We start from the raw sequence: 22,038 nt of genomic DNA on the forward strand, positions 1-22,038 counted from the left end.
TTTAACAGAAAGTAAAGTTGCTATCTATATATTGTACATCATCATTATTTTCTAATAAATCCATTAAACTTGAAATTTTCTTTTGTATTTCTTCATCTTCTATTTTTAAAATATCACTTGGTTTCCAAAATAACCTAGAAAATTCGGCATCAGAAAATTTGTTGAATAGTTGATCTCTTACATTACCAAAATCTTGAACATTGCAAGTGACATAGTACATTTTTTCTTGACTCTCATCTTGTGTCGTTTCTTCAACATCTAAAGCTTGTAATTCTATTGCAATATTAAACAATGAGTCAAAGTTATCAATAGATGCAGCTTTATATGCTATTACTCCAACATGATTGAAAAGGAAACTTACACTTCCAGATTCTCCAAGTTTACCATTGTATTTTGATAAAGCATGTCTTAATTCAGCTGCTGTTCTGTTGCGGTTATTAGTTAAAGTTTGAATCATAAGAGCTATGTTGCCTGGACCATAACCTTCATATACTACTTCTTCATAATTATCGCTTTGTGTATTTCCAGTTGCACTTTTAATTGCTGCATCAATCCTATCCTTGGGAAGATTCTCTTTTTTTGCTGCAATAATTGCAGATCTTAGCCTAGAATTGAATTCTGGATCTGGTAGCCCTTGTTTTGCGGATACAATAATTTCCCTTATGAGTTTTGTAAATCTCTGAGCTCTTTTTGCATCTTGAGCTCCTTTCCTGTGTTTTATATTTGCAAATTGTGAGTGACCAGCCATGATTGATTACCCTTTTATTTTAAAATTCTTCCTGTATGTTTTTCTATAATACTAGCTAAATTTAAGATGCCTCCTTCATCATAGTAATTACCGATTATTTGTAAGGAGAGTGGTAAATTATTTTTTGATAGTCCTATTGGAACAGAAATTGCAGGTAGTCCTGCTAAACTTGCTGGAACAGTAAATACATCATTTAAATACATTGTTAATGTATCAAGTTGTTCATTTATTGAAAAAGCTTCTTTAGGTGCGGTGGGGGTTAGTATATAGTCAATTTTTTTAAATGATTCAATAAAATCATTTGTGACTAACCTTCTTATGCACTGTGCCTTATTATAATATGCATCATAGTATCCTGATGATAAAGCATATGCTCCTATTAATATCCTTCTCTTTACTTCTGTTCCAAAATTATACCCTCGTGTTAGTTTATACATTTCATTAATATCATCAGATGATATACGTGTTCCATATCTTATTCCATCATATCTTGCGAGGTTGGAAGATGCTTCAGCAGAACATATAATGTAATATACAGGTAGTGCATAGCTTGTGTGTGGTAAACTGATTTCTATAATTTCAGCTCCTTCATCTTTTAAATATTGGATTCCTTTAGACCACATTTCTGAGATTTCAGCGTATTCTTTATGCTTTTCTGATAATTCATATTCTTTTGGTATGCCAATACGTGTACCTTTAATTTTGTGTGTAATACTCTCAGAGAATTTGGGGACATTTATGTTAACGGAAGTTGGATCTTGAGTATCGTATCCACAAATTGACTGTAACATTAGTGCAGAATCTTCCACTGTGCGTGTTAATACTCCTGCTTGGTCAAGGGAACTGGCAAATGCTATCATACCTAACCTTGAACATCTTCCATATGTTGGTTTTAACCCAACTATACCGCAAAATGCTGCAGGTTGACGTACTGATCCTCCTGTATCACTTCCTAAAGCTCCAGCGCATAAAAAACCTGCTACAGCAGCACTTGAACCTCCTGATGATCCTCCAGGAACAACTTCTGCTCCGTCTGCTCTTATCCATGGATTCTTTACATTTCCAAAGCAACTGTTAGAATTTGATGATCCCATTGCAAACTCATCCATATTCAACTTTCCTAACATTACAGCTCCATTATTGAGTAGTAATTTAGTGACAGTTGAATCATATTGAGGAATAAAGTTTTTTAGTATATTAGAGCAAGCTGTTGTTCTAACATTTTTCGTACAAAATAAATCTTTTATCCCTACTGGAATTCCAGTTAATGGTGTTAAATTCTCTTGTTGATGTGTGAAAATATGATCTGCCTTTTCTGCTGCGCTTAAAGCAATTTCTGGTGTTTTAGTGACAAAAGCGTTTAACTTTTCGTTATCGACAGCCTCAATATGAAGTTTAGTAAGTTCTACAGCAGAGAATTCTCTTTTTTTTAGTTTGTCATGCATTTCTGCAATGGATAGTTTTAAAATGTCTTTCATGTTTGAGTAAATGAGATAAGAGTGGGTGTAAATTATCATATTATACTTGATAAAACAATTAAATTTTTTTGTTATTTCGCCGTTGATCTTAAATTTATTGAAATGGCTTTAATATATGTTATTTTTAGTTAAGTATTTGTAGTTAATAAGGAATCAGTTTTTTATTGTTTGATAGATTATAATGTATTATGAAAACAACTATGAAAAACTATATGAATTTGTTAGACAATGGTAGTAATAAAAACTTGCAGAATTTTTTTAAAAGTTAATTATAATGTTCAATAAATATAGGTATTTTATTTAATAATTAATATTGATCATGCTAAGGTATTGATTGTATGTATCTTAATCAAGTTGTTTGTGTGAGTTACTTTTTAAGATAAGGAGAGAAAATATGGTATATATGCCACATTGGCCAAAGCCTTTAGGATTAGCACCAGCTGATCTAGTTTGTGATATGATTCCTGGTAGAATGAAGCGTTTATTGGATAATTTGGGTAATCCTGAGAAGAAATTACCTCCAGTGGTGCATGTTGGTGGAACTAATGGTAAAGGATCAACTATGTCTTTTATTCGTTATATTTTAAATTCTGCAGGGTTAAAAACTCATGTTTACACTTCACCACACTTAATAGAATTTAATGAAAGAGTTGTAATTGCTGGAAACAGGATATCTGATAAATATTTATATGAAGTTTTAGAAGTTTGTCGAGAAGCAAGTGCAGATATACCTGTTACTTTTTTTGAGGGTACAACTGCAGCAATATTACTTGCATTTTCAGAAATTAAGGCAGATATTGTCTTATTAGAAACAGGTGTTGGGGGACGTCTTGATGCAACAAATGTAGTATCTCCAATATTGAATATTATTACTTCAATATCTTTAGAACATACAGAAGTATTAGGTGATACTGTTGAGTTAATAGCTGGTGAAAAAGCTGGAATAATGAAAGAGAATGTTACTTGTGTTATTGCTCCACAAGATAAAGAATCAATAATGAATGTTTTGGAATATTATGCAATTAAAAAAAATGTTCCGTTATATCGAGGAGGGATTGATTGGTTTTGTGAAAGGAAAGAAGATAAGATGATTTTTAAAAATAATATTGAGGAATTGCTTTTTCCATTGCCTTCATTACGAGGTGAGCATCAGATAATGAATGCAGGGAATGCAATAGCTGCTTGTAGTATCCTTTCTGGTAAATTTGGATATAACATAAGTTATGAAAATATTGTACAAGGTCTAACACAAGCTTATTGGCCGGCTAGATTAGAAAAGCTCACAACTGGTTTCTTAGCTAAAATGGTGCCTCAAGCTTGGGAGTTATTTTTAGATGGTGCTCATAATCCTGCTGGAGCTGAAGTTCTATCACGTTGGATACGAAATAATGAATTAGGTGATCTATATATTATTATTGGAATGACTAGAGAGAAGGATAGTGTTGAGTTCTTAAATTATTTGAAACCATATGTGAAATTTTTGGCTAGTGTGTGTGTAAAATCTGAACCAAGAGCGCAAACTGCAGAGGAGTTATTGAAAACTGCACTGTCATTAGGGATAAAGGCAGTTGCATCTAGGACTTTATCTGATGCAATTTCTAAAATATTGGAAGTAGGAGATCATAATAAAAAATCTACAATTTTAATTTGTGGGTCATTGTATTTAGCTGGGGATGTTTTATTGGAAAATAATGTTTAAATTAATTACTTATAAATGCTTAATAATTGTTTTTTGGAAATATTGATGTAAGGCTGTAATAGGTGCTATACTAGAGTATTAGATTCAGTTTTGAGTATATGACTCTAAGGTATGATGATTAGGTAAAGTTTAATAATATGTGTTTATTATGGTAATGTTAAGCTTTTGCTGTACTTTCAACAGTTATTATCTAGCTTATCAGTTGTTTTCTTATACATGTTAATGTGTTGTTTTTCTTATTTTAAATTGATATTTAGTAAGACAATTCCTTTGAAAAAATATAAACTTGTAAAGTATATTATAGATTATATGGCAATAATAATAATTTGAAATCAAGGAACTTTAAAATTTTTGATTTTTACTTATAATTTTATGCTAGTGCTTTTGTTAATATGTAAATGATGTAGTCTATAGGTTTGTTATTATTGACTTTGATAAATATTTTACTAACTGTGATGAATATAAGAATTGGGACAAGAGGAAGTGTTTTAGCTTTAGCACAGACGCTAGAGGTTACAAATTTATTAAATAGATATTTTCCTGAAATAAACATTCAAGTAGTAAAAATTAAAACTTCTGGAGATATAAATAATAAAGTTCCAATAAATACTATAGGAGGAAAAGGATTATTCATAAAAGAAATAGAAGAAGCATTATTAATAGGTAAAGTAGATTTAGCTGTGCATTCAGTAAAAGATATACCAGCTTTTTATTGTGATGGATTAATTATTCCATGTGTATTGAAACGTAGTAGTCCATATGATGTTTTTGTATCTTCTAAATATCAAAGTATAAAATCACTGCCTATTAATGCAACTGTAGGTACATCTTCTATAAGAAGAAAAGTACAATTAAATTATCTTCGACCAGACCTTCAAGTAATTCCTGTTAGGGGTAATATAGATACTAGAATACTTAAGTCTGATATTGGTGAATTTGATGGTATAGTGTTAGCAGAGGCTGGATTAATCAGAATAAATAAGTGTAATGTCATAAAAGAAGTTTTGGATAGTAAAATAATGTTAAGTGCAGTAGGGCAAGGTGCAATTTGTGTACAGTGTAGAGCTGATGATTATAATATAATAAATAAGATAAAAGTTTTGAATTGTCATAAATCTTATGTTTGTGTGATAGCTGAAAGGAGTTTTTTAAAGACAATTAATGGTTCTTGTGATACACCATTAGCAGCACTTGCGCAGTATGTTGATAGCGATACAATTTACATGTCTTGTATGCTTTCAAATGAAAAAGAAATGGTGTTTTCAGATTGTTATTTTAAAGAGTGTAATGCAGAAGAATCAGGTATTGATATGGGGAAGAAACTAATTAATGAATTGTATGGTAGTTGTTGAGTATGATTTAAGTCTATTGATGTGAAACAGTAATTGTTTCTCTGTAATTTACACTTTGTGAATTTATATGTTTTCATAGACGGTAGATTGTATAATCTTAGTTGTAAGAAAAATGTCATTGAGGTAAATTGTGCATTGATATGTGAAATGAACAGATTATGAGTTAGAAAGTTACTGTATATTGCAGTATATAGTAAGTGTAAGTTTGATATTGATTATAATTTTTCTGGTATATGTAAGTAGATTAGTGATAACTTACGTAAGTAGTATGTAATCATTGTGAAGTATATTGATTGGTTATTATTATATAATGTGATAAGTTGTGTTAGTTATGGTAGAAAGTGTTATCTGCGGAAAAACGCTAAATATGTATTAATAATTACATAATTTTTTAGATAAATCTGTAGGTTGTAATCTAATACTTCTATGATGAATCTGGTATTATCCATCATGTCAAATTAACTTTTCAGTTAGTATGTTAAGAAGTGTATAAATAATAACTATATAGTTAAAGATTGATGTTATTGTAAAAGCTACTTGATCATTTTAAAATTAGTATAGTCTTGATTTTCATATTTTTGTAATTCAAATCAATAAAATAATAAAAGGGTTTTATCATATAACTTAATACTTTAGTAATTCCTATATACCATAACTTTATAGTTGTAGGACAATGTAGTTGTCAATATAAATATGAAGTGTGTGTATTTTATAGTTATTAAATATGTTAAGTAATTTAAAATTTATAAAAGAAAGAAAAAAAATAATGTTTTATCTGCTAAGTTAGCAGATGTTTCAGGAATAAAAATAAGAGAAATTATTCAGATGAGTGATTCAGGTATTGGGAATAGGATCTTAGTACGACCTTCTAAATATTCATCTTTTAGACCATTGTGTTTTCCAAGTGTGTTGTTTTCAGGTGGAGGCAAAGCTTTAGTTTGTGTAAAGTGTAGCTTATCAAGTAGTACTATCTTAGCAGATCCAGAATGGAATGATGTAATAGGTTTAAGTAAGCTGCGTAGTTTATGGAAGTGCAATATAAAATTTAGCGTATACATATTGGTTGGTGAAAAGCAAATGTTAAGTCTGTGTTCTGTTGTAGCGTCTGGTGAAAAGTTTAGTTTTTTGAAAGAGAATCTTGGTAATTATGGTGAAGTGATATTATCAAAAGAAGGATGTTATAAAACAGCGCGTCAAGAAGCAATGGATTTGGTAAATGTTGCAGGTTTAAATGCGGAGTTTATATTACCAGTTGACAGTACTGCTGACACTGCTGAATGTAGTGTGCCTGTTGAAAATGAGTTTGGGTACGTATATGAAAAATCAAGTGCTACTAGATTTCAGTCTGAGGCACTTCCTTTGAAATTAGAGGAAGATCTTTTAATGGAAGTGCAAAAAAAAGTAATAGTTGTTGTTTTACAATGTGTAAAAAAGAACAAGAGCTATGTTTAATCAGTAGCGAACAATTAAGTGATAAAATACCAGTAAGTGGTAAATATTTAGCAGCAAGAAAAGAATATAATAATGATTTATCAAATTTAGGTAAAAATGTCTCTAGTCTATTAGAGGATGTGAATGATGATGTAGATATATTGCAACAACAATGTTTTGGAGAAGTATCATCATTATTAGAAAGTGCTAGTGCTTGTAGTCCTGTAATGCGTAGTAATACTAGGTAATAAATCTAGAATTTTTTAAGAAAAAGTTTAAACATTTATATAAGTGCATCTTTAATTCTATTATGAGATATTGAACAGTAATTTCTATACTGGTTATCCTATCTAATGTTATGTTATTAATATAGAGTAATTAATGCATTTGATTATGAATATATTGTCGAAGTTTTGTGAACTTTATAGTTTGAGAGTTGGGAGAATATTAGAACTTCAGTATCTTATATGTATAACTTATAATCTATGTTTAAATTTATGAAAAAGCGAATTGATTTATTTTGTGAAAGTGCTTTATGGAAAATTTGACTGCGTGAATAAGTATAAATGATTAAGTAAAACTTTAAGTTTGATTATATTGCTCATGTGCTGTTTAACGGTACTAATTAATGCATTTTATTGTGAGTATATTGTTTAATTTTTGGACTTTATAGCTGTGTAATATATGTTTGAATACATGATTTGAAAGCATAGTATCAGTTGGTTTGCTTGATTATAGTATTTGAAGTTCTATATAAATTAGTGTAAAAAGTTATGTGTTTGGTGTATTCTAAGAATAATCTACTGTAATAATTTGTAGTTATAAATACTGTCAAAATTTTATGAATTTTAATGTAAATCTTACATGCTTATACATTATATATTCTTGAAATCATTACTGTGTTTAGATGTACGTTGATACTGTTGGATTACTTGATAATAATGCATTATGGAGTTTTATAGCATTTGTATAATGTATATTAAGTACAGTTGTTGCTTACATAATAAATGTACTTTTGATAGTTTTTGCGCTTGTTATTCAAGTTTGAAATTGTTGTTGATTAATCTATAAGTGTTTTATTTGTTGTATTGTATAAAGTAATATTGGATTTTACATTAGTGAAATATCGTAAAAAACAGTTGTATTGGTGTTTAGGAAATTGTAGAAGTTTATGATTAATAGTAAATGTATGTATTTTCAAAAATAAATTAAATGTGTGATATTAATGAGATAGTATATAGTAAAAGCATTATTAAATAATGGTAGTTTTGTATGTTAGGTGATGAATATTTGAAGAAGAGAAGAAAACACAATAATGCGTTATGTGGTGCCTTATTAATGGTTAACACAATGGATTTAAAGGCAGTTTATCCAATAGGTATTACAGGAAGTGATGGTAAAATGAAAGTACAGATTACTAGTACTCATCAAGATAAAAAATTACCTCTTGCAGGTACAGGTGATACATTATTTTTACTGAAGTGTCGGTTGCCGTCTTCTACAATAGAAGACGATGAAAATTTGCACAAATTAATTGGCGGAAGGCGTCGTTGTTTAACTCAGTATGTTAAGTTACATTTGTACTTTTTAGTAGAAGAAAAATCTGTTGATGATTTTATGCTACGTGCGTCATTAAATTTTTCTCAAAGTATACCAGCTTTTACAGATTTTGGTGATTATGGGAGATTCATATTAGCTAGAGTACGTGGAGGTCTGTATGATGATGAGTTTGATGAAGAAAAAGATTTAACAAACGTTTCAGGACTTGATGCATCATTTATGTCAGAGGAAGAATTTCAGAATTATATAAAAACGCAATCATCTGCTGATAAGTTGGAAAGTGGTATTATAACAAGTAGTGACAGTACAGCTATTGCAGTAATGACACAATTAATGGATCTTTCAATTACAGGTATTGAGTCAGGGATGTTTCCTCATGATATTTCTTAATATTAAAAGCAGTAATTATAATGCGAGTTGTTTGTTGTTTTTTTAGTAATGAATTTTTATTTTATATAGTTACACTATAGTAATTTTTTCTAAAATAGTTAATAAGTGTAACTTGTAGCTATGTGATGTTTATACATTGCTTTGATTATTTTAAAATATGTAAAATATTTGATGTACATTAATGTAATTGATAATGCAGTAGTTGTAACGTGTTTTATATTGAGGATTTAAAATTATTTATAATAAGAATCATATTTACTAGTAAAGTGTTATGTTTTTTGTTCAAGTTTATGATTGTGTAAAGTTCTCTAATATAACAACTGTATTTTTTATTGTGATATATTGAATAAATGAAAGTTTATCTGATAAGCAAGTAGTAAATGATCATTTGTGTGTTTATGTATTACTAATTTTAATGAAAGGGGTATGCCTAGAGAATAGTAATAGTTATCAAGGAAAGTTAATTGTAATTCTATTAAAACGCATAAAGATGCTAGATTAGGCATTGTCAATGAAAGAAGAGTGTGTTTTTGTTGGAGTGTAAGAAAATTAACTGTTTAAACGATCTATTATTTAATGGTCAGTTTTCTTTAAAACCAAATTATTTGTAGTATAAAAGATAAATCTTAAATGGGATAAAATGCAGTTAGTGAGTAGAATATTTGTAGTCACTAATACTCAATTGTAGTATGAAATGCATGTTCATATAAGTGTGTGGATGTGTTAGTAGTATGTACATTTAATAAACATTTATGTTTATTACAGATTGCAAATCCAAAATAAAGTTTTGTTAGTGAGAATTATGCTGTAGTTTCTTTTTAGTAAAGAATAAAAATCAGAGAGTGAAGGATGTATCAACATTTAATGAATATGTGTAGTGGATGAAATTAGTATAACAAAAATGTAATTAGTGCAGTATGCACTCAATTACTTGTATAAGATTTAGTGGAATTAAAGAAAAATTACTATAGTATTAAAAACACAATTAACTGAAATGCATTGTCAAAGTCAATGATTAAAGAAAGATTTACCAAAGTAGTGTTAAAATTAGTAAGAAGTTCATTGTATAAAACTTGAAATTGTATAATTAAATTTGTATAGCGAACAATTTTTATGATACTATGTATACTTTATTATGTTATATAAATGCTTAAGTTATGATGAAATTTAAAAATGTTTATATTTGTTTATTTAAGTTTGTTTTATAGAATTTGAAGTTTAATGTAATGATGGTGGTGTAATATAAGTTTTTAAATATAAAGATTGTATACTTAGTTCTAAAAATAGTTAATGGTATTGGATAGTTGGTGTTCTACATTTATTAGTTGAAACTTGTTTTCCTAGGTTTGGATTTTAATCAATGAAAAGTTTTCATGATATTGTGTAAATGTTTATATAAATCTTGGATTAAAAAGTTTTATATGTTGAGTAGTAGATGTTCTGTATGTATTTATTAGTTTATATTACTTTATTAATGTATTAGTTTAAAACTTTAAAATCTAATTCTGTATATAAAAAATCTATTTATATTGTTGGATAGTAAGGAAAGTATAACAATTTATAGTTGTAAGCATATGTTAGGTAATCAATATTTAGAACCACTTATACCTTGTAATAAAAGTTTGTGTGAAATACTACTATCACTTGACATTGTAACTGTAACTGGGTGTTATAAAATAGGTGAGGCTAATGCCGATGGTAGAGTATTAATATATATTGATAAAGATGGAACAAAATGTTTCAAATCAAAAAAATATGAAATATTCTCTGGTGTAGGTGACAGTTTATTTTTACTTAATTTTAGAATACCTACTGCATCTGTAAAAAATGAAAAATTGTCTACTTTGATAGGTACTTCTTGTATGTCAAAAGATTATGTAACCTTCAATGGATACTTTTTTGTTAAAGCTTGCAGAGTTAGATTATTTTGTAAAGCAATAATGGATAAAGTTAATAGAGGTGGTAATAGATTTTATAATGGGTTATTAAATAGACTAAATCAGCCTATGAATTTTCCAATGTCAAGTATTGCTATGTATGGTAAGTTTGTATTGTCTAGGATTGTTAATGGACTTTGGGATCCTATGTTTGAGGAAAAGTTATTCTTGGAATATTTTTCAGGATTACCTGTAGAATTTATTGTGAGAGAAAAAAGGAAGAAATGTTGTTGTTGTTGTGTAAGAAGTCGTAGAAGAAGTGATTTAAGTTTAGAAGAATATCAATCAATCAATCAATCCGATGGCAATACAGTGTTATCTGATGTTTCTATAAGTGGTGTTAAAACTAATTCGCATAGTGTTGGAAAAATACAGTAGTAGCATAGTTTTGATTTGTGTTGAATTATAAATGTATTAAATTAAGTAAAGTATGTATAAATACTACTGAAACAAAAAAAGAGAGTTAAAATATCCATGTTTTAACTTAAGTAAACGTTATCAATTGATAAAATGAGAATTATCAGGCAACTTGGATAACATTGTTTTATATGAGTAATACTAAGAATTTGTTGTTATGTTTTACTTATAGTTGTTTAAATAATGTTTGTCTTAAGGTATTACATTGTAGTTGTTATTTTTAATGAATATATACAAATAATTATTAAATCAGTATTTGTTGATTAATAGCATGTATGGTATAAGTTAATGTGTAGAGTTTTAGAATTTAAGAGATATTATGTTGTCACAAGGTGATTATCAGTCGATATGTAATTTAGCAATCATTGCACATGTTGATCATGGAAAAACGACGCTATTGGATAGTATGTTGAAGCAGAGTGGTACGTTTAGAGAAAATCAAGATGTAGCTGAAAGAGTGATGGATAATAATGATTTAGAACGTGAACGTGGAATTACTATTTTAGCAAAATGTACGTCTGTTATCTGGCAGGGTAAGAAAATTAATATAATTGATACACCAGGTCATGCAGATTTTGGTGGAGAAGTAGAAAGAGTATTATCGATGGCAGATGGTGTGCTGTTGCTTGTTGATGCATCAGAAGGGCCTATGCCTCAAACAAAATTTGTACTGTCTAAAGCATTGAAGGCTGGGTTATTACCAATAGTAATTATAAATAAAGTTGATAGACCGGATAGTAGAATAGATGAAGTATTAGATGAGGTATATGAATTATTTATTAATTTGGATGCTACTAGTGAGCAGTTAGATTTTCCAATATTATATGCTTCAGGAAGAAATGGATGGTGTATTAAAAATTTGTCAGATAATAGAGAAAGTTTAGTTCCTTTGTTTGAGGCAATTGTTCAGTATGTTAAACCTGTTGCTTATGATGCTAATGCGCCATTTAGTATGTTGCTTACTTTATTGGAATCAGATAAGTTTTTGGGTAGAATATTAACAGGGAAAATATATACTGGTACAGCACGTGTTAATGATGGTGTTAAAGTTTTAAGCTTATCTGGTGAAGTTGTTGAGTATGGTAAGCTTACTAAACTTTTGGCATTTTCAGGATTAAAGCGTGTACCTGTTAAGGAAGCAAAAGCTGGTGATATTATTGCTGTAGCAGGTCTTGAAAAAGCTTCAGTATCTGATAGTATACTTGATAGCTCCATTAATTTTCCTATTGCGTCAACGCCTGTTGACCCTCCAACTATGGCAGTAACTATTGGTGTAAATGACTCACCATTTGCTGGAACAGAAGGTGTAAAGTTGACGTCGACTGTCATTAAAGCAAGGCTTATAGCTGAAGCTGAAACAAATGTTGCTATTACAGTTAAAGAAACAGGGCAAGGTGATGCGTATGAAGTTGGAGGAAGAGGAGAGCTTCAACTTGGTGTATTGATAGAAACAATGAGAAGAGAAGGTTTTGAATTATCTGTGTCTCGTCCTCGTGTTTTGTTACGAAAGGATGATAAAGGACAGGTTTTAGAACCTATAGAAGAAGTTGTAATAGATGTAGATGAAGCATACAGCGGTGTTATTATGGAAAAATTGAGTTTCCGTAAAGGTGATATGCGAGATTTACGTCCATCTGGCAAAGATAGAGTAAGAATGGTATTCTTGGTTCCATCACGTGGTCTTATAGGTTATCAAGGAGAATTTTTAACTGATTCTCATGGTACTGGAATTATGAATAGATTATTTCATAGCTATGCACCTCATAAAGGAAATATCCCTACTAGAAATAATGGTGTACTCATTTCTACTGATAAAGGTGATGCAGTAGCTTATGCAATATTCAATTTGCAAGATCGTGGTGTTATGTTTATAAAGCCACAAGATAAAGTATATTGTGGTATGATTGTTGGGCTTCATAATCGTGAAAATGACATTGATGTTAATGTATTGAAGGGTAAACAATTAACTAATATAAGAGCTGCAGGTTCAGATGAAGCAGTAAGATTGGTTCCACCAAAGATAATGACTTTAGAAGAAATGATAGCATTTATTAATGATGATGAGTTAGTTGAATGTACACCTAAATCTGTTCGTTTACGTAAAAAATATTTAGATCCTAATGAACGTAAGCGTGCTTCTCGTGCTAATAAGAATATGGTGTGATTTTTGTTTTATTATATCATTTATATAATATATGTGTTTTATATTTTAGATAAAGGTTTAGTTTTTATTAACTAATTGTTTTAATATATTGTTATTAAGTAAAAAAGTAGAGATTTGTAATAAATAATCTCCTATAGAACTGTAAAAGTAGGATGCATATAGGAGGGTTGAGTGTTTATATTAAGTGATATTATTGAGATAAGATCACAGATAGTCAATATCATTAATATACAAATAAAATATTTAGAACAATCAGATTTTGCTACAGTAAAAGATCTTAAATGTATAGAGAAAGAATTGATAAATCTGTTGAATTGTAAACATAAGAAAATTAAGTCTAGTATAAATGTTATATTATCTTATAAAGATCAAGAAACAATTGAATTATTGAATAATGGATATTTAGATTATAGAAGGATATTAGAAATTAGAAACAATATACTTATTAGTAAATATACAAACAAGCTTTTAAAATCTGCAGTTAAACCTATGAACGCTAGAATAGTAAATAATCTACAATAGTTATACTATTACTGTATTTGAATAGTGAAAAATTAATAAAATTGACTGTTCTTTTTTATTCTGAAGTCAATTGCTTCTTCCCATACTTGACCATTATGAAGTAACTTACTTTTATTATACATAAGTTCTTCTCTTGTTTCTGTTGCATATTCAAAATTTGGACCTTCTACTATTGCATCTACAGGACATGCTTCTTGACAAAAACCGCAATATATACATTTTGTCATATCTATATCATAACGTACTGTACGACGACTACCATCATCACGTTCTTGAGCTTCAATTGTAATTGCTTGTGCTGGACAGATTGCTTCACATAATTTACATGCTATGCAGCGTTCTTCCCCATTTTTGTATTTGCGCAATGCATGTTCCCCCCTAAATCTTGTACTCAAAGGACCTTTTTCTAATGGATAATTTAGTGTTACTTTTGGTTTAAACATATAGCGTAAGGTAATATACATACCTTTACAATTAATAATAATACTGTGAAACAGGTTTATTATGGGAGATAAAAATTTTTTCTTACAAATCATGATAAATCTAACTAATAGTATGCCATATTCTATCTAACCTTATTGCAAAAGGTAAAAAGCGAATTTCAGACTTTTTAAATGATAATGCTACTACATGAGCTTTACCTACAACATTTTCAAGCGGTATGTAACCTACATCTGTAATGAACCTACTGTCTCTTGAGTTATCCCTGTTGTCACCCAATACAAAAATATGACCTTCAGGTACTTTATATAGTGGTGTGTTATCAAGTGAACTATCTTGAACTTCATCTAATACTTCATGAGTATTTCCATTATATAGTGTTTCTAAGTATCGTGTAATTACTTTTCCATCATCATCAATAAAGTCACCTAATTTTTCGTACTTCATTTTATTTCCATTAACATATAAAAAGCCATTGATAAGCTGTATCTTGTCACCAGGTACTCCTATGACTCTTTTTATATAATGTAAATTTGGTTGTTTTGGCGGACGGAACACAACGACGTCACCAGCTTTTGGTAATTTGGAAAAAATACGACCTGTTATTATTGGGAGTGAAAAAGGGATAGAATATCTGCTATACCCATAACTATACTTACTAACAAATACATAATCCCCTACTAACAGCGTACTTTTCATTGATCCAGAAGGTATATGGAACGGCTCAAATAAAAAAGTCCGTAATAACAGTGCAACTGTTAATGCACAAGATAAAGTTAGAACAAATTTTATGAAAGAACCACGTTTTTTCAAAATTGTACCATTACTTATATAGAGAAGCTATTGCCACAACCGCATTTAGATTTTGCAATTGGATTATTAACAATAAATCTTGATCCATTAATATCTTCAACATAATCTATTGTAGAGTGCTTTAAAAGATCATTTGATGCTTTATCTATTAATAACAAAGGTTTTCCAGTTTCTTCATCAAAAACAGTAAACTTTGCACTGCTTTTACCTTCTAACTCATCTTCATCATCATACTCTTCATCATCATCTTCATCGAGAAAATCATAATCATCATCTTCGTCATCCTCATCATCAGCAAGTAATGTGTTGATGTTACCAATATTGAAGTTATATTGAAATCCTGAACATCCACCTCCAGAAACAGATAAGCACAACAGAGAACCTGTATCCTCTTCTTGATCAAGTAGGTGCTTAATTTTATTTACAGCATTTTCTGTAAGTGTTAAGTCTGCACTCTTTAAGTTTGACATATATGCAATACCGAATTAAAAACTAACAAGTGAGTATATCATACTTTTTATTTGTGTCAAATTATAAACTATGTTAGATCTAGTAAAATACGCATGTAATCCTGTTGAAACAAGAGGCAGGGTATTTCATGAAGAGGAAGACCAATACTGTAACTGTTATCAAGTAGATCGTGATCGCATTGTATATTCAGGTGCATTCCGTAAGTTACAGTATAAAACACAAGTATTTATTAATTATGAAAATGATTATTACAGGACACGATTAACTCATAGTCTTGAAGTGGCTCAAATAGCAAGATCTTTGAGTAGGAAATTGAGATTTAATGAGGATTTAGCTGAAGCTATATCATTAGCGCATGACTTAGGACATCCTCCATTTGGGCATGCAGGAGAAGAAGCATTAAATGAAATGGCTATGCATCATTTAGGATTTGACCATAATATTCAAGCTTTAAGAATATTGACATTGTTAGAAAAAAGGTATGTAAAGTTTAATGGTATAAATCTTACTTGGGAAACACTGGAAGGAGTTGCTAAGCATAATGGTCCTATTACAGGAGAGAATAGAGTTAACTCAAGTAAGAAGATACATAAATTTATATTAGATTATGATTCAGAATATAGATTAGATCTTGATAATTTTTCTAGTGCTGAAGCGCAGATAGCAGCAATTTCTGATGATATAGCTTATAATATTCATGATATTGACGATGGTATAAGAGCAAAGATTTTAGTTATAGATGAGTTATTGGAATTACCATTAATTGGGGAAGTGTTAAAGAAAGTGATAGATGATAATTCTGGTTTAAGTGTATCTGACAATCGAATTATGCATGAATTTCTAAGGAAGACTATTAATATTATGATGGCGGATATAATATCTCAAGTTACAACTAATATTAAGGAGTATAACATATCTTCTCAAGATGATATTAGAAAGTTAGGTAAAATATTTGTTCATTTTTCTGCAGAAATGAATCAGTATAAAGTGAGTTTACAGAATTTTTTAAGAGCTAAGTTGTACAATTACTATAAAGTGAAAAGGGTAAAAAATAAAGTAAAGCGTATAATAAAAGAGTTATTCCAAGTTTTTTATGATGATCCGCAAATCTTACCTTTTGACTGGAGTGTAAAAGCAAGTGATGCTAATCTGATAGATAGGTCAATTGTAATTTGTGATTTTATTTCTGGAATGACAGATCGTTTTGCCATTCAGGAACATCGAAAAATTTTTGATACAACTTATGAAATGTTGTCATTCTAAAGCTTGGTTTATCCTTAAATAGTTAACAGAAGATTATAATTAAATATTTTGTTAAATATTGTTTGATATCCTTATAGTTGTATATCAATTTTGTAATTACTTAGCATAGTTAATACTACGTTTAATAAGTACTGATTACTGTTTGTGTAATATAATTATTAAAATATTCATATTTTTATTTTTAAATTAACATAACAATATTAGATAATCTTAGTATGGGAAATTTTTATGTCAGATCCAAAACAAGGTGATCCAGAACAAAATCAAACTAACCCTAGTGGTGATATTCAGGATCAAAGTCAGCAAGATCAACAGGAACAAGATCAGCAGCAGGGAGCAGTTGGTGGTGCTGTTGGTAATAGTCCTATTGAAAGAGAGAGAGTAGCTGCTCCTGAGAGTGAAGATTTATATACTGTGATTATACCTAAGGGTAAAAGAACTGCTGCTCCAATTTTGGAAAGAAAGTCTCCTACTCCTGAACCGAAAGTAGAAGATGATGAAGATTTACCTCCTACATTACCGCCAAGAACATTTTCAGGAGAAGGATATGATGACGTTGGAGTTAGTATGCCTACTGTTAGTCGTGGCATATACCAACCTCCCATAGTTCAAGATAGTAATCTATATTCAAGTATTGGTGGCGTACCACAAGAAGCACAATATGATGCAGCAGCTCGGGCTGGTGGGCCAAGAAAGTTTTTGTATGGGCCATATACATTCAGTAATGGTCAGGAAATTATGGACTTTGAATTTGATACTCCTTGGCCAGATGTTAGGAATGCAGTTTTAGGTAATAAAGAGATAAAAGAAGAGTGGTTAACTACTTCTGGGCCAGTACGTGATATTGCTGATAGGATAGTTGCTTCTAAAGGTGATTTGTCTGAGGATCAAGTAGAAGAAATCCTTGATATTATATTTATGAATGAATCAGAAATCGCTGAAGGTATTTCTAATCCATTACATGCTGATGTTGATAATAATCCTGTTAAAGGTGCTAAGAATGTGATGACATTGATGCATCTAGTTTATGCATGTGATGTTGATCCACGTATAGTAAAAGCTTTAGGAGAGGTGGAAAATGATGAAGGTGATTTAGGAGCTAATGCTTATAATGTTTTAGATAGTGAGGGTAATCTTCCTTTACATCATGCTGCAAAGAATTGTACAGGGGATAAGTTAAAGCTTTGTATGGAGAAAACAAAGACTGATTTTATTGATACTGCAAATTTTGCGAATCAATCCCCTTTACATATTATTACACAGAAGCCAGATTGTTCTGTATTAGATATTGAAGAGTTTACAAGCCGTAATTTAGATTTTGGACTTGTAGATGGAGATGGTAAAAATCCTTTACATCATGCTGTTGAACATTTGCCACCTGTTATACTTAAGGGCGTAATGGACCATGTAAAAAATAGTAGTGAGTTTCAAGATTTAGTAAATGATCCTGATTATTTTGGAAATACTATAGCTCATTATGCAGTTAAGAATAAAAATGCTGATTTAACATTGTTTAACATGCTGAAAGCTTCAGGAGCTGATTTAAATGTTAGGAATGTAGTTGGTCGAGCTCCAATACATGTTGCTTCTTCTAATGGTAAGGCTAATGCAGTTTCTGGACTTGTATCATGTGGTATTGACGTTAATTCTCAAGATGTGAATGGAGATACACCACTTCATATTGCTGTTGAAGGCGGTAGTATGGAGACGGTATTAGCAGTGTTAAATCAGAGAGGTGCTGATGTTAGTGTCCAGAATAACGATGGAGTTACACCTATGCTTAGTGCTGCTAAATATGGAGATATAGGTGTAATAAAAGCTTTAGGTTCAGCTAAACCAAATATTAAAGGTGAAGACACTGTTGCTAAATCATTGCTGATGGAGGATTACAAAGGTTTTACACCCTTGCATTTTGTAGCTGGTGGTGGTAGCAGAGATACATTCCGTGTCGTAAGAAAAAATTATGAAAAATGTCATGACTTAGCTACTATTAGGGCAGCTTTAATGCAAGATAGAAGTGGTGGTGAGCTTGTAAATTTAGGGGATTTTGAAAGTGAAAATATATTGGGTTCGCCAAATGCAAAATTCTTGCAGCATATTCAATCAGCAAATTTTGGTTTTTCTCCAGCGCATTGTGCTATAGTATCGTCTAATCACAATGTAATGAAAGATATCTTAAATTTTGTTGGGGATTCGTTACACCTACCAAGTGAGCGTGGGTATAATGCAATGCAGGTTGCTGCTTTGTTTGGTGACAAAGAAGCAGTGAAAATGCTTGCTAAAAGTGCTAAGCCAAGTGATCTTAATTTTAAGACTTCAGCAACTCCTACTCCGTTAAATCTTGCATGTCTTAGAGGTGATAATGAGGTAGTACGTGGGTTAGTAGGTCAACATGGTATTGACATTAACCAACGTATGGGAAGTGATAAAAACACTGTATTGCATTATGCAATCAGCAAAGGAGATAGTTTTCTTGTGCAAAAGATATTAGCTCATACTGGAGTTGATGTTAATTGTGAGAATAACCTAGGTCAAACGCCTTTACATTTAGCAGTTGAGGGAGGAGATCCTAAGATAGTATCTTCTCTTCTTAAAGCTGGTGCAGTAGTTAATCGTCTGGATGATAATGGTAGATCTGTACTTTCTTCTGCGATAGTTCCAGGTAGAAAAGAAAAGGGAGTGCTGGGTATAGTTAATAAATTGCTGGATAGAGGTGCAGATATTAATTTAGATGGAGACCACAATATACTTTTTGATCAGTGTCTAAGGGGTGGATATAATAATGTATTAGATAAGTTAATACAACAAGGGGTTGAAGTTAATCGAAATAGTGAAATACGTCCAATGGTTTATGCTGCAATATCTGGTAATGAGCATGCTATCAAATCATTAGCTAATGCTGGTGGAGATGTTAATGAAGTAGTAAATAATCCATCTAGTAGGCATTCAGGAAATCCTTTAATTATGGTTGCAGTAGCAGATGGTAATGCAGGTCTTCTTAAAACATTAGTTTCTGAAGGATGTGATGTTGGTAAATCTGGAAAAGATGGTAATACAGCGTTACATTATGCTGTTAGTCATTCAGATAAAGAGTTTGGTAATAAAGCTATAAAGATATTAATTTCACGTAATAGTGTTGGGACTAATAGAGATATTCTTACTCAAAAGAATAACGCAGGTGATACACCTTTACATGAAGCTCTTAAGTCAGGTAATATTAATTCTGTACAGAATATCTTAAGTGCTGTACATCCAAGATACGCAAAGGAGATATTAACAGCCAGAGACAAAGAAGGGTACACACCAATGCATTATACTGTTGGAGTAAATAATGTTGATGTTGGTAGAAGTATTCTAGAGTCTATGCTCTCTAAAGGTGTGAATAATCTTGGAGAGATTGTTGGAGCACAGGATAGTAATTTTCGAACACCTCTGCATGCTGCTATTAAAATATCTGATTATCGTGCTGCGGACATGATAATAGGTAGCTTATCGAAAACAGAATTGTCAAAGTTATCGCAATTAACAGATATTAACGGGGATACACCACTACATCTTTCTTGTCAGTCTGGTAATGTCGAGATGACACAATTCTTTCTTGGAGGTTTGGATAAACGTGAATTACCTAAGACATTAAAGATAGCAAATAAAAATGGAGATACTCCTTTACATGATGCTATAAGAAATGATGATATTAAATCTGCAAAAATGATGATTAGGAATTGTAACAAAGAAGAACTTGCTAATGTATTAAAATGTAAAGATAGTTTTGGTAATACAGTATTGCATACTATTGCTGACCAAGTTATTGCGAATCCAGAATCAAAGAAAGACCTTGATGGTTTGATGAATTTAGCAGTGAAAAGGCTAAAGAATCAAGATCTGAAAGATCTAGTTAATACGCGAAATAACTCTGACGATACTGTTGCACATTGTGCTCTTTTATCGGATATGAAATATGCTCAAAAGATACTTAAATCATGTAACCATGATACATTAGTGAGAGGAAATAGTAATAATCAATCTTTATCAGAGTGTATTCGTGATGATAGTAAATATAAAAAAGGTGGAATTTTTAGTAAGTCTTTATTTTCAAAATTAAAGAAACTTGAGGCACGAGCTGCCAGCGCTAGTTATGAAGAATTATCTAGTATCAGTAGTGGTAGTGATGTTTCTTCTGTATCAACAAATAGCACAGAAGTAAGTGCAGTACCTGAAGTGGCAAGAAGTAGTGGTGCTGTGTCGTTCAAACATGTGCAAGAAACAGGAGTTGACACGTCTGGTCCTTCTGATATAGAAAGTTTAGAGAGATTATCTGATACTAGTCTTGGGTCAAATGATTTTGATCAGCGAATGGCAGATTTAGATCAAGAAATAGCAAATATTGTTAGTGGTTTACCAGAAGTTACCCAGGTAGCTGTAAGTCAACAACAAGCAGCATCTCCTAGTTCAGGTCAAGCTGCTGGTGTGCAACAAAAAGAGATGCAGAGATAATCAATATTATTGAGAGAGTGTTTCTAGTTGGATATGAGGTGCAGGTTTAACTTACAATAAATAATTCATATCTATTTTGTTATATGGGACTGATTTAAGTGGTGATTTTAAAATGTAGATATAAAGTTTAGAATAAGAAATAGCAGAAATTGTTAATGATTGACAGGAGGTTACTCAAGTAGCTGTAGGTCAACAAGCAGCATCTCCTAGAGCAGTTCAAGCTGTTGGTGTACAAAAAATAAGTGCGAAGATAATCAATATTCTGAATGTTTATAGTTGTGTGTAAGAATGTGAATTGTAGGTCAATTTTTCTTAATGCAATTTAAGTTATTAATAATAAAAAAGTTCTTGCAATGGTAAGTAATTTAGTATAATAAGTAATTACCAGTTAGGGTTTATTGCCTTAGATATATGCGGGGTAGAGCAGTCTGGTAGCTCGACAGGCTCATAACCTGTAGGTCGCTTGGTTCAAATCCGGCCCCCGCAACTTTTATTTGTCTAGCTTATAGAAAAAACGTTATCTATCCATACTGTTGTATACTTTGTATAGTTTTTATGGCATCTCTTGAAGGTTTACTGTGTGTTGAGTATCGTTACTTTCTTAGTGAAAAGTTTGGTTTACTTTTTTTATTTTAATATATCTAGTTTTCTTAGTTATAATTTTTGATAGTGAAATATACATGTGTAGTTTATTATTTACAAGAATTAGATTTTGCATAGTTCATTTATTAAAACTGTATAGGTTTATTATCTAACTACAAATTTTTTCTGTTTTGATTATTGCTTATTATTTAAGTCTGTAGTACCTCATGATTTTGATGTCAAGATTATACTAAAATTATAATATAAATGTTTATT

15 protein-coding genes and 1 tRNA gene are annotated in these 22,038 nt (G+C 30.6%); 11 read left to right on the forward strand and 5 right to left on the reverse strand.

All coding sequences use genetic code 11. From position 1 onward, the window contains the following. Position 1: 1 nt before the first annotated feature. Together ECAJ_RS01840 and gatA are read right to left on the reverse strand one after the other, a co-directional pair. On the reverse strand, positions 2–748 hold the full coding sequence (locus ECAJ_RS01840) for a YebC/PmpR family DNA-binding transcriptional regulator (protein ID WP_011304472.1): 747 nt from the start codon (positions 746–748) through the stop codon (positions 2–4). A 14-nt stretch (positions 749–762) separates the two neighbouring features. After that, on the reverse strand, positions 763–2,226 hold the full coding sequence (gatA, locus tag ECAJ_RS01845; RefSeq protein ID WP_044261964.1) for an Asp-tRNA(Asn)/Glu-tRNA(Gln) amidotransferase subunit GatA: 1,464 nt from the start codon (positions 2,224–2,226) through the stop codon (positions 763–765). Between the two features lie 394 nt (positions 2,227–2,620). Between gatA and ECAJ_RS01850 the strand changes: the two genes are divergently transcribed. From ECAJ_RS01850 to ECAJ_RS01885, 8 genes are all read left to right on the forward strand, one after another. After that, entirely contained in the window at positions 2,621–3,925 is a 1,305-nt protein-coding gene (locus ECAJ_RS01850) for a bifunctional folylpolyglutamate synthase/dihydrofolate synthase (protein WP_011304474.1), read from the forward strand. 455 nt (positions 3,926–4,380) lie between these two features. Next, positions 4,381–5,277 (forward strand): hydroxymethylbilane synthase, encoded by an 897-nt coding sequence (hemC, locus tag ECAJ_RS01855; protein WP_011304475.1) that lies wholly within the window; start codon positions 4,381–4,383, stop codon positions 5,275–5,277. 825 nt (positions 5,278–6,102) lie between these two features. After that, positions 6,103–6,729: a hypothetical protein gene (locus ECAJ_RS01860; RefSeq protein WP_011304476.1), complete on the forward strand. Its 627-nt coding sequence runs from the start codon at positions 6,103–6,105 to the stop codon at positions 6,727–6,729. Then, positions 6,699–6,956: a hypothetical protein gene (locus ECAJ_RS01865; protein WP_011304477.1), complete on the forward strand. Its 258-nt coding sequence runs from the start codon at positions 6,699–6,701 to the stop codon at positions 6,954–6,956. The genes ECAJ_RS01860 and ECAJ_RS01865 overlap by 31 nt, the downstream gene beginning before the upstream one ends. Before the next feature lie 1,024 nt (positions 6,957–7,980). After that, positions 7,981–8,658 carry a DUF3023 domain-containing protein gene (locus ECAJ_RS01870; protein ID WP_011304478.1) on the forward strand — a complete coding sequence of 226 codons (678 nt, stop codon included), beginning with the start codon at positions 7,981–7,983 and terminating at the stop codon, positions 8,656–8,658. A 1,574-nt stretch (positions 8,659–10,232) separates the two neighbouring features. Beyond that, the gene (locus tag ECAJ_RS01875) at positions 10,233–10,973 is read left to right on the forward strand and encodes a DUF3023 domain-containing protein (RefSeq protein WP_011304479.1); all 741 of its coding nucleotides are present in this window, start codon (positions 10,233–10,235) and stop codon (positions 10,971–10,973) included. Positions 10,974–11,331: 358 nt separating this feature from the next. After that, positions 11,332–13,176: a translational GTPase TypA gene (gene typA, locus ECAJ_RS01880; RefSeq protein WP_011304480.1), complete on the forward strand. Its 1,845-nt coding sequence runs from the start codon at positions 11,332–11,334 to the stop codon at positions 13,174–13,176. 171 nt (positions 13,177–13,347) lie between these two features. After that, positions 13,348–13,698, forward strand: a complete 351-nt coding sequence (locus ECAJ_RS01885) for a hypothetical protein (protein ID WP_011304481.1) — start codon at positions 13,348–13,350, stop codon at positions 13,696–13,698. A gap of 32 nt (positions 13,699–13,730) precedes the next feature. Here ECAJ_RS01885 and nuoI read toward each other — a convergent pair whose 3' ends face one another. From nuoI to ECAJ_RS01900, 3 genes are read right to left on the reverse strand one after another with little or no spacing between them, the layout of a single operon-like run. After that, entirely contained in the window at positions 13,731–14,234 is a 504-nt protein-coding gene (gene nuoI / locus ECAJ_RS01890) for an NADH-quinone oxidoreductase subunit NuoI (protein ID WP_011304482.1), read from the reverse strand. A gap of 7 nt (positions 14,235–14,241) precedes the next feature. Beyond that, on the reverse strand, positions 14,242–14,952 hold the full coding sequence (gene lepB, locus ECAJ_RS01895) for a signal peptidase I (RefSeq protein ID WP_011304483.1): 711 nt from the start codon (positions 14,950–14,952) through the stop codon (positions 14,242–14,244). Positions 14,953–14,966: 14 nt separating this feature from the next. After that, positions 14,967–15,422, reverse strand: a complete 456-nt coding sequence (locus ECAJ_RS01900; RefSeq protein WP_011304484.1) for a HesB/IscA family protein — start codon at positions 15,420–15,422, stop codon at positions 14,967–14,969. A 70-nt stretch (positions 15,423–15,492) separates the two neighbouring features. On the opposite strand from ECAJ_RS01900, the gene ECAJ_RS01905 reads away from it, so the two are divergent. From ECAJ_RS01905 to ECAJ_RS01915, 3 genes are all read left to right on the forward strand, one after another. Beyond that, a complete protein-coding gene (locus ECAJ_RS01905) occupies positions 15,493–16,686 on the forward strand; it encodes a deoxyguanosinetriphosphate triphosphohydrolase (protein ID WP_011304485.1) in 1,194 nt (397 codons plus the stop codon). A gap of 228 nt (positions 16,687–16,914) precedes the next feature. Next, the gene (locus tag ECAJ_RS01910; protein ID WP_011304486.1) at positions 16,915–21,180 is read left to right on the forward strand and encodes an ankyrin repeat domain-containing protein; all 4,266 of its coding nucleotides are present in this window, start codon (positions 16,915–16,917) and stop codon (positions 21,178–21,180) included. 412 nt (positions 21,181–21,592) lie between these two features. Then, positions 21,593–21,667, forward strand: a tRNA-Met gene (locus ECAJ_RS01915). The last annotated feature ends 371 nt before the right edge of the window (positions 21,668–22,038 follow it).

The sequence above is a fragment of the Ehrlichia canis str. Jake genome (assembly GCF_000012565.1).
Taxonomy (GTDB): domain Bacteria; phylum Pseudomonadota; class Alphaproteobacteria; order Rickettsiales; family Anaplasmataceae; genus Ehrlichia; species Ehrlichia canis.